This is a genomic window from Steroidobacter gossypii, from assembly GCF_016801985.1.
GTDB lineage: Bacteria > Pseudomonadota > Gammaproteobacteria > Steroidobacterales > Steroidobacteraceae > Steroidobacter > Steroidobacter gossypii.
In genome coordinates, this window is record NZ_JAEVLS010000009.1 from 197,257 (window position 1) to 209,246 (window position 11,990).

The following is an 11,990-nucleotide window of genomic DNA, read 5'->3' on the forward strand; positions in this document are numbered from 1 at the left end:
GGGCAGCCCCCGCAAGAGGCGCGCAATGTACCGATGACATTTAGGGCTGTCAATGACAAGCCGCCCTATCCCAGACGAATTTTTCCGATCCCTATTTCAACTCTCATGAAGCTAAGAAAAAAAACCCGAAAACCCAAAAAACCCTCGACTCGCCCGGCCACTCGGGCCGCCCACCGACCCCGAGCCTCCGGCAATCAACCGGCGATCCCTCAGGTCCTGCAGGCCGCCGGGCGCCCCTTGGATTTCGACGAACTGGCGCAGCGCGCCCAGCGCAGCGGCGCCTCGGCCCGCAAACGACTGACCAAGGAGCTCGAAGAGCTGCTCCAGTCGGGCGCCATCATCCGCAACCGACGCGATGAATACTGCCTGCGCGAGCGGCTGTCGCTCATCGTGGGAACGGTGAACGCGCACAAAGACGGGCATGGCTTTCTGCTGCCCGAAGATCGCTCGGCGCCGATCTATCTCGCGCCACGACAGATGCAGGAAACCATGCATGGCGACCGCCTCGCCGTGCGGCTCAGCGGCGTCGATCACCGCGGCCGGCCTGAAGGGGTGATCGTCGAAGTCCTGGAGCGCAACACCAAGGAGATCGTCGGCCGGCTGTACGATGAATCCAGCATTTGTTTCGTCGTGCCCGACAACCCGCGCATCGGCCATCGCGTGCTCGTGCCCCGCCAGCATTTGAATGGCGCGCGGCCCGGCCAGGTCGTGCTGGTCAAGTTGGTGGAGCAGCCTTCGAAGACGGCGCAGCCATTGGGTCACATCACGCGCGTGCTCGGTGAGCATGCGGCGCCCGGCATGGAGACCGATATCGCGATCCATTCGCACGGTCTGCCGTTTGAATTTCCTCCCGAGGTGATTGCCGAGGCTGAAGCGTTTGGCAGCTCGGTGCCCGCCGCGGCTAAGCGTGGGCGAGAGGATTTGCGCGAACTGCCGTTGGTCACCATCGACGGCGAGGATGCTCGCGATTTCGACGACGCCGTGTATTGCGAGCCGTTACGCGGCGGCAGCTGGCGCTTGCTGGTCGCGATCGCCGATGTCGCAAGCTACGTCGAGCAGAATCGTGCGCTGGATCGTGAAGCGCAGCTGCGTGGCACCTCCGTGTACTTCCCCAATCGTGTGCTGCCGATGTTGCCCGAAGCGCTGTCCAACGGGTTGTGTTCGCTCAATCCTCACGTCGACCGGTTGTGCATGGTTTGTGAGATGCGCGTGAATGCCGAAGGCAAAGTCACCCGTGCGCAGTTCTTCGAAGGTTTGATGCGATCGGCGGCGCGATTGACGTACACCAAGGTGGCGGCCTATCTGGCGAACCCGGCCGCCGTCCATGAGCCCGAAGTGACGGCGTTGGGCGCACAGCTGGACAGCCTGTACGGCGTGTTCAAAGCTTTGCACAAGCAGCGTCTGCAGCGCGGTGCGCTCGACTTCGATGCGCCGGAATTGAAAGTGAAGTTCGACGAGCAGGGTCGCATCGCGACTTTCGTGGAGTACACGCGCAACGACGCGCACCGTCTGATCGAAGAGTGCATGATCGCCGCGAACGTGCAGGCCGCGCGTTTTCTGAAGAAACATCGCATCCCGACGTTGTACCGCGTGCATGGCCAGCCCGAAGAGGATCGCCTGGAACAGCTGCGGCAGTTCCTGCAGGGCTTCAACATCCATCTGCCCACGGATCGCGAGCTGGAGCCCCACGATCTGAGCCAGGTATTGCAGCGCTCGGTGGGCCACGAAGAAGCGCACCTGATCCAGACCGTCGTGATCCGCTCGATGCCCCAGGCGGTGTACCAACCCGAGAACATCGGCCACTTCGGCCTGGCCTTGTCCGAGTATGCGCACTTCACGTCGCCGATCCGGCGCTACCCGGACTTGATGGTCCATCGCGGCATTCGTCACATCCTGCGCGGTGGCAATGCCGACACATTCCCATGGACCCCGGGCATCATGTCCACGCTGGGCCAGTCGTGCTCGCACACGGAGCGGCGCGCCGATGAAGCAACGCGCGATGCGATGTCCTGGTTGAAGTGCCAATTCATGCGCGACAAGATCGGCGAGGAATTCGACACCCTGGTCACCGGCGTGGTCGACTTCGGCCTGTTCGTGCAGATCAAGGGCATGCAGATCGACGGGCTCGTGCATGTCAGCGCGCTCGGCGCCGACTATTTTTCGAGAGACAAGACGGGCTATCGCATGGTGGGCGCTCGCAGCGGACGGATCTTCCGCCTGGGCGATCATTTGCGCGTGCGCTTGATCAACGTGGTCATCGATGAACGTAAAATCGACTTCGAGCTGGCCGAGGCGGGCGGCGGTCAACGCATGGTGCGCGGACCGTGGCAGCGTCGACGCGGCCCGCATCGAGGAAGACGATGAGCGAGACCACAGTCATTTTCGGGCTGCATGCCGTACGCACACTGCTGCGGCAACGGCCCGAGCGCGCGGCGCTGCTGATCCTGCAGAAAGGCAGGGAAGACGCGCGCATCAACGAGCTGGTGCAACTGGCTCAAAGCAAGTCGATCAAGACCGAGTGGCGCGATACGCGCGAGCTGGATCGACTCGCTGGCGACGAGCGCCATCAAGGCGCTTGCCTGCAGATTCGCAGCGTCGGGGCGCTGGGCGAGGGCGCGCTCGATGATTTGCTCGATGCGGCGACAACGCCGCCGCTATTGCTGGTCCTGGACGGGGTCCAGGATCCTCACAATCTCGGCGCCTGCCTGAGAACGGCGGACGCGGCCGGCGTAACGGCGGTCATCGTGCCGAAAGATCGAGCGGCGGGCTTGTCGGCTACAGTGAGAAAAGTGGCGTCGGGCGCGGCGGAGACAGTGCCGCTGATTCAAGTGACCAATCTCGCGCGCACGCTGCGCTGGTTGAAAGAACGAGAGGTCTGGATCGTCGGCACGGATGACCAGGCCGAGCATTCGCTCTATTCGAGCAAGCTCACCGGTCCGCTCGCGATCGTGCTTGGCGCGGAAGGCTCGGGGATGCGCCGCCTCACGCGGGAGAACTGCGACGCGCTGGTCAGCATTCCCATGAGCGGCGTGGTGGAAAGCTTGAATGTTTCCGTCGCCGCCGGCGTATTGCTCTACGAAGCGGTCCGCCAGCGCAGTTGAGTTACGAAGCCTTGCGCCTGTGAGCCGGCACATACAACCGGCTCATGGTCGCCAATGGATCGAACTTGCCGACGTTCTGGTCCTGCATCATCTCTGCGAACCGGTCGGCCGTCATGGCTGGGCTGCAGAAAAAACCCTGGTACTGATCGCAGCCGAGGCCGCGCAGGAATTGCAGTTGCTGCTCGGTCTCGACCCCTTCGGCGATCACCTTCAGTCGCAGACTGTGCGCCAGTGAAATGATGGCGTGCACGATGGCGGCGTCTTCGGGATTGGCCACCACGTCCTTGATGAAGCTGCGGTCGATCTTCAGCTTGTCGAGCGGGAAGCGGCGCAGATAGTTCAAGCTGGAATAACCGGTGCCGAAGTCGTCGATGGAAATGTGCACGCCCAGCCGGCTCAACTGTTCCAGAATCGCGGTCGACGTCGCGGCGTTGTGCATGACCGCGCTTTCGGTCAGCTCGATCTCCAGATAGGTCGGCTCGAGGTTGGCGTCTTCGAGCGCCGACTGCACGACGCTCACCAGATTCTTCTGGCGAAACTGCTGCGCCGACATGTTGATGGCCACGCGCACCGGCGCCACGTTGTTGACCTGCCACTGGCGCGCTTGCCGGCAGGCCTCGCGCAACACCCATTCACCGATCTGCAGGATCAGTCCGGTCTCTTCCGCCAGCGGGATGAAATCGCCCGGCGGCACCAGACCGCGCTCCGGATGACGCCAGCGGATCAACGCTTCGGTGCTGCTGATGCGACCGGTGGTGATATCCACTTTCGGCTGATAGTGCAGCTCGAGCTCGCCATTCACCAGCGCGCGCCGCAGCCCGTTCTCCATCTTCAGGCGCTGCTGCGCGAATGCGTTCATCGACGGCGTGAAGAACGAATAGGTGTTGCCGCCGATCTTCTTGGAGTGATACATCGCCGCGTCGGCATTCACCATCAGCTCATCGGCGCGGCTGCCGTCGTCCGGATACATGCTGATGCCGATGCTCGGCGCGGTGTGAATGTCCACACCGAGGATGTGGAACGGCTCGGCAAAGCATGCGACCAGGCGCTGGGCCAGGTGCTCGACATCCGCCTGGCTTTCGACCTCGCCGGCGATCAGCACGAACTCATCGCCGCCGGTGCGCGCCAGCGTATCGCTCTTGCGCAGCACGCCTCGCAAGCGGTCGGCCACTTCTTTCAACAGCTCATCGCCGCCGTGATGACCGAGCGAGTCGTTGATCAATTTGAAACGATCCAGATCGATCACCAGCACCGCGATTCGAGCCGGGTGTCGCTCGGCATAAGAGATGGCCTGCGACAAACGGTCGTCGAGCAGCAAACGGTTGGGCAGCTCGGTGAGCGAATCGTGAGTCGCCAGATGCTGCAGGCGTGCGTTCACATCCTGCAAGGCCACCGCATGCTGGCGCGAGCGCGATTCCAGATGCGAGTCGTACATCAGCAGGATCATCGTGATCAGCAGCACGCCGAGCGCGAACCCGCCGATCAGGATCGCCAGCCAGCCGCTGCTGGTGGCGGTCGCTCCCACGCAGTACGAGTTGGGCGCGAACTGCGAAGCGAACATGCCGGTGTAATGCATGCCGGCGATGGCCGCACCCATCACGACCGAGGCCAGGCTCCGTTGCAAACGAATGCGCCATGAAGCGCCGGCTCGCAGGCGGAAGAACAGCCACAGCGCGGCGAACGATGCCACGATCGCGATGACGATCGAAGCGATCAGCAGTTTCGGCTCATAGGTAATAAAGGGCACGATGCGGATCGCGCCCATGCCCGAGTAATGCATGGCCGCGATGCCCAGACCCATGATCACGGCGCCGCCGGCGAGCCGACCCCATCCGCCCACGTCGCGGCTGGCGATGTTCAGCGCGAAGCCCGACACCAGGATCGCAACCGCCAGCGAGGCGAGCGTCATCGGTACGTCGTAGGCGAGCGGGATGGGCAGCGAGAAGGCCAGCATGCCGATGAAGTGCATCGACCAGATGCCCACGCCCATAGCCAGCGCGCCGCCGGCCAGCCACAGTCGCATGTGCTCGCGCTGGGCCGTGGCCACTCTCGATGCGAGGTTCAGCGCCGTGTACGACACACACACCGCAACCACGAACGATAGCGTGACCAACCAGGGATTGTAGGAGCCGTTCACAATGTGACGTCCGTCATGTAATAGCCTGAGCGGCGAGGGAAAACGTCGCCGTTAGCTGTAGCGGCGGTTGCCGTTTCGTCTTGATGCAGCCCAGCACGAATTCAGTGGCCTGCTGGCAGCCGCAATAGGGCTAAACCCTAATACTTAACCGAAGCTGGCGGCCGCGAGCCCGTTCGGCAGGCCCATCCAGCCGTTGCGCTATACCGGGGGCTCGGCTAGTATCCGCGGCCCTGTTGCGCCCGGGTCCTTCCGAGCGCGGCGGTTCCTCTAACTCCTTGCCGCACCGACTCTCGACCGGGCGGCATCTCCACAAGGAGCAGCAATGCGACACTACGAGATCGTTTTTCTGGTGCACCCCGACCAGAGTGAACAGGTTCCGGCCATGCTGGAACGCTACAAGACCATGATCGCGGCCGGTAACGGCACCGTGCATCGCCTGGAAGACTGGGGCCGTCGGCAACTCACGTTCCCGATCGCCAAGGTCCACAAAGCCCACTACGTGCTGATGAACATCGAGGTCGACGGCAAGACGCTGGCCGAGCTCACCGGCGCGTTCCGCTTCAGCGATGCAGTGCTGCGCCACCTGGTCATCAAGATGGACAAGGCCGTCACCGAACCCTCGCCGATGGCGAAGGGCGAGGAGGAGCGCGACGAGCGCTTCTCGCGTGACGACGAGGAAGAAGGCGCTTCCGCGGCGTCTTGATGTTCCGCCATCCGTTCACCGATTCGAGGGTATAAGCCATGTCCCGTTTTTTCCGCCGCCGCAAGTTCTGCCGCTTCACTGCCGAAGGCATCGAGCAGATCGACTATAAGGATCTCGGCATCCTGAAGAGCTACATCACCGAGACCGGCAAGATCGTGCCGAGCCGCATCACCGGCACCAAGTCGCACTATCAGCGTCAGCTGGCGATTGCCGTGAAGCGCGCTCGCTACCTGGCGCTGCTGCCGTACACCGACCAGCACTAAAGAGTTCGCGTCCGACGCCTCGCCCCGGGGCATAACTGGGGCGGGCACATACATGCACCGTGCAATTGCTGTCTGGCTGACCGGGCATCCATGGCGCGCCGCCTTAGCGGCCACCGTGAGCGGAGCGCTTTCGCTTCAAATGCCCTTGCCGTTTCTGGTCGTTGCCGGCGCCATCGCGGTGCTGGTGGCGCTGCGCTTTGAAACGAGACACGCCGTGACCATGGCGGTCGCGGCGGGCGCCGCGGCGAGCTGGGTGGTGTTGTCGGTGGCGGTGGTGCCGCTCGGCTGGCTGCTGCTCGGCGTAGGCGCGCTGTTTTTCGGCCCGGTGCTGCTGGGCTCGCTGCTGAGGAAGACGGGTTCGCTGAATCTGACGTTCCAGGTCATGTTGCTGGGCGTCGCGGTGCTGCTGATCGGCGTGTTCGTCGTGCTGCCCGATCCGGTCGGCATCTGGCGCGAGCAGATCGAGCTGATCATGCCTACCATGGAGCGGGCTGGCTGGCAGATCCCGCCAGGTGAGCGCGACGTGATCCTTGCCGCCTGGGCCCGCAGCATGTGGGGCAGCATGGCGGCGCTGTCGCTGAGCGCGGTGTTCGGCGCGGTGTTGCTGGGCCGGTGGTGGCAGTCGCTGCTGGACAGCCCGGGTTCATTTGGTGCCGAGTACCGGCAGTTGCGTCTCGGGCTCGCGCTCGGCATCGCGGTGACAGTGCTGTTCATCGTGGCGCTGCTGAGCGACTCGGCGCTGGCGGCCTCGTTGGCCTGGGTGGCATTCGCCGCGCTGGTCTTTCAGGGGCTGGCGGCCGCGCATCGGAGCAAGGCGGTGGGACGGTTGAATCGGGGCTGGCTGGTCGGGATTTATGTATTGCTGATCGTGTTGCCGGTCGCCTCCGTCGTGATATTCATGCTCGCGGTGTGGGGCTTTTTGGATAATTGGCTGCGGCCACGGACGCAGCACGTTTAACTCAGGCCTCTTTTCATGAGGATAGGCTGATGGAAATCATTCTGATGCAGAAGGTTGCCAACCTCGGCAACATCGGTGACAAGGTCAAGGTGAAGGCCGGCTACGGCCGCAACTACCTGCTGCCCCAGGGCAAGGCCACGCTGGCCACCCCGGAGAACGTCGCCAAGTTCGAAGCGCGCCGCGCCGAATTCGAGAAGGCGGCCAAGGAAGAGATGGCCAGCGCCCAGGCGCGCGCCGCCAAGCTCGAAGGCTTCAAGCTGACGTTGACGGCCAAGGCCGGCGGCGAAGGCAAGCTGTTCGGCTCGGTGGGCAACAGCGACATCGTCGAGGCGCTGCGCAAGGCCGGTCACACGGTCGAGCGCGCCGAAGTGCGCATGCCGAACGGCCCGATCCGTCAGGCCGGCGAGCACACCGTGCAGCTGCACCTGCACACCGACGTGAACGTCGATCTGCCGGTCGTCATCGTCGGCGAAGAATAATCTTCACCGCCACCGATGGCCGAAGCCGATAACAAGGTTTCGTTCGCGGGCGCGCGTCGCGTCCGCGATAAAGCGGTGGATGACATTCGGGTCCCGCCTCACAACATCGAGGCGGAACAGGCGGTGCTCGGCGGCCTGATGCTGGACAACCGCGCCTGGGACCAGATCGCGGACCGCATCGTCGCCGACGATTTCTATCGCCGCGATCATCAGATCATCTTCGAGGCCATCGCCGAGCGCGGCGCGCTGGGCGAGCCTTCCGACGCCGTCACGCTGTCCGAGTGGCTGGAGCGTAAAGGTCTCACGGCGGATACCGGCGGCCTGCCTTATCTTGCGCAGCTGGTTCGTGACACGCCGAGCGCGGCCAACGTTCGCGCCTATGCCGACGCGGTTCGTGAGCGCTCGACGCTTCGTCAGCTGATCTCCGTTGGCGGCGAGATCGCCAACGGGGCTTACGATCCGCAAGGGCGCGACGCGGCCGAGATCCTCGACGAAGCCGAACGCCGCGTGTTCGAAATCGCCGAGAGCCGCAACAAGACCGGCTCGGGCTTCGTGCCGCTGCGAAACGAAGTCGGCAAGATCATCGATCTGATCGACACGCTGGCGCAAAACCCCGGCGCCATCACCGGTCTGTCCACCGGCTTCAAGAAGCTGGATGAAATGACCGCCGGCTTGCAGAAGGGCGATCTGATCATCGTCGCCGCGCGTCCTTCCATGGGTAAGACCACGTTCAGTCTGAACATGGCGGAGAACGCCGCCTTCGGCCCCAAGCAGGCCAAGGTGGGCGTGTTCAGTATGGAAATGGGCCGCGAGCAGCTGGCGTTTCGTATGGTGTCGTCCTTGGGCCGTGTCGATCAGACCAAGCTGCGCACCGGTCAGCTCGACGATGACGATTGGTCGCGCGTGCAGATGGCCATTTCGATGATGAAGTCGTCGAACATCTATATCGACGACACGCCGGCGTTGTCTCCCACCGAAGTGCGCGCCCGCGCGCGGCGTTTGAAACGCGAGCATGGGCTCGATCTGATCGTGGTCGACTACCTGCAGCTGATGCAGGTGCCCGGCAACAAAGAAAACCGCACCGCCGAGATTTCCGAGATCTCGCGCTCGTTGAAGGCGCTCGCCAAGGAGCTGTCGGTGCCGGTGATCGCGCTGTCGCAGCTCAATCGCAGCGTCGAGCAGCGCACCGACAAGCGGCCGGTGAGCTCGGACCTGCGTGAATCGGGCGCTATCGAGCAGGACGCGGACGTGATCATGATGATCTACCGTGAAGAAGTTTATAACCCCGATACGCCGCGCAAAGGCATCGCGGACATCATCATCACCAAACAACGTAACGGCCCGACCGGCGACGTCGAGCTGACCTTCCTCGGCAAGTTCACCAAGTTCGAGAACTACACGCCCGAGATGCCCTACGGCGACGGCCCGTTCTAATGGGCTCGGGATCGGGCATCCTGCCACGACCCTCGCGCGAGATGGCAACAGGCGTGACCTTTGCCACTCGCTCGCCGCCTGAGGCGGCGGGGTATATCCCTGTACCCAGGGGGTGATTGTGAGCTTTCCGGTTGCCACCATCGACGCCTCGGCGCTGCGGAACAATCTCGCAGTCGTGCGTCGGATGGCGCCTCGATCTCGGGTCATCGCCGTCGTCAAAGCGAACGGCTATGGCCACGGCATGATCCGCGTCGCTCGCGCGCTTGCCGATGCTGACGGGTTGGGCGTCGCGCGATTGGCTGACGCGGTAGCTTTGCGCGAGGCGGGCATCACACAGCGCATCCTTCTTCTCGAAGGCGTGTTCGGCGCCGAGCAGTTCGCGCTTGCCGCCAAGGAGCAATGTGAAATCGTCGTGCACTCCCCCGAACAGCTCGACGTTCTGGAGCAGTTCTCCGGCTCGCATCGCTTCGTCGTCTGGCTGAAGCTCAACAGCGGCATGAACCGGCTCGGCTTCCGCGTGTCCGATTTCGCCGCCGCCCACGCGCGGCTGCGGCGCTGCTCGTCGGTGAGTTTGATTCGCGTGATGACGCATCTGTCCTCTTCCGAGGAGCGCGATGATCCAGATTCTTGGTCGCCCCACTCGACTTCGGTCCAGCATGAGTCGGCTGCGGCAGATCGTGGCGCGCGCGCTCACGTCGCAGCGACGAGCCGCCGTGGCGAGATCACCGTAACTCAGTTGCAAATATTCGACGACGCGGTCGCGCCGCTTGGCCATGAGCGTAGCGTGGCCAATTCGGCCGCCGTCATCGCCTGGCCGGAGTCGCATCAGGATTGGGTGCGACCGGGGCTGATGCTCTATGGCATGTCTCCCATGCCCGGCAAAACCGCGGCCGATTTCGGGCTGCGCCCGGCGATGACTTTGTCGACTCAGTTGATCGCCATTCAAAACATCGGCGCCGGCGAATCCGTTGGCTACAACGGCATCTGGCGCGCTTCGCGCGCGTCTCGAATCGGCATCGCTGCCATCGGCTATGGCGACGGCTTCCCTCGCAGCACCCGCAACGGCGCTCCGGTGTTAGTGGCTGGCCGCGAGGCTTCGATCGCCGGCCGCGTATCCATGGATATGATCGGCATCGACGTCACCGACCTTCCCAATGCAAAGCCCGGCGACGAAGTGATCGTCTGGGGCTCCGGCCTGCCCGCCGAGCGCCTGGCGCCTTACGCCGATACCACTTGCTATGAACTCGTCTGCCGCGTGACCTCTCGCGTACCGCTGCTCTGGCGGGAGTAGCCGCGCGAAGCGCGTCGCAAAGTGTTGGCGTCTCATCATCACACGGCCGTCGAAGGCGGTTAGCTACGCAATCGATGTAACAGTGCTCCGATCGCCATCCCTTGGTCATAAGATTCGCCGTCTCAGCGAGTCGGGCGGTGCGGTGATCGATGGTGTAGTGCCGGCGGGATGGTTCGTGTCGTCCGGCCTACATTGAGCGGCTCGCCATCCGCGTCTTCGACCTTCGGATCGATGCTGCAATCACACGCCAAGCGCCGGGCCCTTTCGCAGAAACGCTTGGCCCGTGTTCGAAGTTACAACGACCGGCTGCGCTGTCGCGCAGCGTCCACGTGAACTATGGCGTGGTGGCGATCGCCACCTTTGAGGGCGGCAGGTCCGTGGGCCAGAAACGTTTCTCAGTTGATTTAGATCGGCTGAGGGCCGCTCGAAAAGTATAGGAGGGTATCGGGCGGAGATCGGTGTGCTGGGATCAGGCGCAGGAACGATCTTATTCGGCGTGACTTTGCTGTCTAAGCACAGTCCAAGATAGGAGGAAAATGTTTCTCCGCTCCGCGCGCTTCGCGCGGGCGGCGGCGACCAGTCAATCCGCGTGCGCGCCTGCGTGTCTGCTTTCGGCAAGAGCTGCATTCGGCGAGGGCGCGAATGGATTGAGGTGCGTCCCAATCCTGAATCGTCGCCAAGCATCGACAAAACGAACTCCGCCGAATCGGCCGCTCAGAGATTTCGATCCTTCCTCGAAGCCAGAGCGAGTTTCTCAACGAGCCCGTCTGGGATCGGCCGGCTCGGCGAGAAGGTGATACCAGTCTTGGTAGCCTTGAGTCCGGCCGCGGCAATGTCGTCCGCATACGACTTGATGGCGGAAGGAGAGAGATAGAGGCCGCACTGCTTACTGAACGCCGCATAGCCCGCGATGATGGATTGTCCGATCCTGAAGCCCGGCATTTTATAGGCGATGACTTCTTCGGCGTCAGGCAGCGCCCGCGAAAGTTGGGAGCGCAATCGAACCAGCAGAGGGCGGAGGTCTTCAGGAGCCTTGGCAATGTAGGCGTCGTGATCAGCGAACATTGTTAGGTAAGACCTCCGCTGGCGTGATATGCAAGGCAAGCGCCCGCCATCCCAGTTTCAACCAGTTGGATGACTGAATCAAGCTGAGCAGAAGAAAGGTCCACATGGGCCAAACAGCCGCCCCGGACCTTCCCTTGTGCCAGGTGGAGTCAGACGATGTGAATCACTATCGCTGAGTTACTGATGTCCGCTTCGGGTCGGGACAAAAGTCAGTCAGCTCCCGGTCAGGAGCAGATAGTTGCAACGTGAGCTCGCGAGCGCCTTCCGAATCTGCAGTGGCGAATCCTTCGCGCCGTGTGGCGGCATGATCGCTCGACTCCTGCGCCACTATACGAGCGGCCGAACTTGTGCGATCGGCAATGGCTGTCGAGCACATGTTCGCAATGCGGCCAGGACCACCAGGGTTGGAGATCTATCGGAGCCTCAGCCGGCCGTTCGCCCTGTGGATCGGCAGGATTATACTGCCCAAGCTGTCCTGCGAGCCGGTGACAGGCATAGACGACTTACAGGAGATGCGCACAATGCTGGCGGACCGGATCCAGGAATGGGGCGAAGAGTT

At 63.1% G+C, this 11,990-nt stretch carries 10 protein-coding genes and 1 pseudogene; 9 read left to right on the forward strand and 2 right to left on the reverse strand.

The window, feature by feature from the left end; translation table 11 throughout:
* Nucleotides 1-105: 105 nt before the first annotated feature.
* Both rnr and rlmB read left to right on the forward strand, forming a co-directional pair.
* The gene (gene rnr / locus JM946_RS28935; RefSeq protein ID WP_269141144.1) at nt 106-2,364 is read left to right on the forward strand and encodes a ribonuclease R; all 2,259 of its coding nucleotides are present in this window, start codon (nt 106-108) and stop codon (nt 2,362-2,364) included.
* On the forward strand, nt 2,361-3,101 hold the full coding sequence (gene rlmB / locus JM946_RS28940) for a 23S rRNA (guanosine(2251)-2'-O)-methyltransferase RlmB (RefSeq protein WP_203170936.1): 741 nt from the start codon (nt 2,361-2,363) through the stop codon (nt 3,099-3,101). The genes rnr and rlmB overlap by 4 nt, the downstream gene beginning before the upstream one ends.
* Before the next feature lies 1 nt (nt 3,102).
* On the opposite strand, the gene JM946_RS28945 is transcribed toward rlmB, so the two are convergent.
* Nucleotides 3,103-5,241: a putative bifunctional diguanylate cyclase/phosphodiesterase gene (locus JM946_RS28945; protein WP_407700616.1), complete on the reverse strand. Its 2,139-nt coding sequence runs from the start codon at nt 5,239-5,241 to the stop codon at nt 3,103-3,105.
* A gap of 319 nt (nt 5,242-5,560) precedes the next feature.
* Between JM946_RS28945 and rpsF the strand changes: the two genes are divergently transcribed.
* The 6 genes from rpsF to alr all read left to right on the forward strand — a co-directional run bounded on the left by rpsF (nt 5,561) and on the right by alr (nt 10,366).
* On the forward strand, nt 5,561-5,941 hold the full coding sequence (gene rpsF / locus JM946_RS28950; RefSeq protein WP_203170938.1) for a 30S ribosomal protein S6: 381 nt from the start codon (nt 5,561-5,563) through the stop codon (nt 5,939-5,941).
* A gap of 38 nt (nt 5,942-5,979) precedes the next feature.
* Nucleotides 5,980-6,204, forward strand: coding sequence for a 30S ribosomal protein S18 (rpsR, locus tag JM946_RS28955; protein ID WP_129642833.1), 225 nt, complete (start codon nt 5,980-5,982; stop codon nt 6,202-6,204).
* Between the two features lie 139 nt (nt 6,205-6,343).
* On the forward strand, nt 6,344-7,162 hold the full coding sequence (locus JM946_RS28960; protein WP_203170939.1) for a hypothetical protein: 819 nt from the start codon (nt 6,344-6,346) through the stop codon (nt 7,160-7,162).
* Between the two features lie 29 nt (nt 7,163-7,191).
* Nucleotides 7,192-7,641, forward strand: a complete 450-nt coding sequence (rplI, locus tag JM946_RS28965; RefSeq protein ID WP_203170940.1) for a 50S ribosomal protein L9 — start codon at nt 7,192-7,194, stop codon at nt 7,639-7,641.
* Nucleotides 7,642-7,656: 15 nt separating this feature from the next.
* Nucleotides 7,657-9,075: a replicative DNA helicase gene (dnaB, locus tag JM946_RS28970; RefSeq protein WP_203170941.1), complete on the forward strand. Its 1,419-nt coding sequence runs from the start codon at nt 7,657-7,659 to the stop codon at nt 9,073-9,075.
* A gap of 118 nt (nt 9,076-9,193) precedes the next feature.
* Nucleotides 9,194-10,366 (forward strand): alanine racemase, encoded by a 1,173-nt coding sequence (gene alr, locus JM946_RS28975; RefSeq protein ID WP_203170942.1) that lies wholly within the window; start codon nt 9,194-9,196, stop codon nt 10,364-10,366.
* A 714-nt stretch (nt 10,367-11,080) separates the two neighbouring features.
* Here alr and JM946_RS28980 read toward each other — a convergent pair.
* Entirely contained in the window at nt 11,081-11,431 is a 351-nt protein-coding gene (locus JM946_RS28980) for an iron chaperone (protein WP_203170943.1), read from the reverse strand.
* Nucleotides 11,432-11,790: 359 nt separating this feature from the next.
* On the opposite strand from JM946_RS28980, the pseudogene JM946_RS30070 reads away from it, so the two are divergent.
* A pseudogene (locus JM946_RS30070) lies at nt 11,791-11,990 on the forward strand (hypothetical protein); the annotation flags it as partial.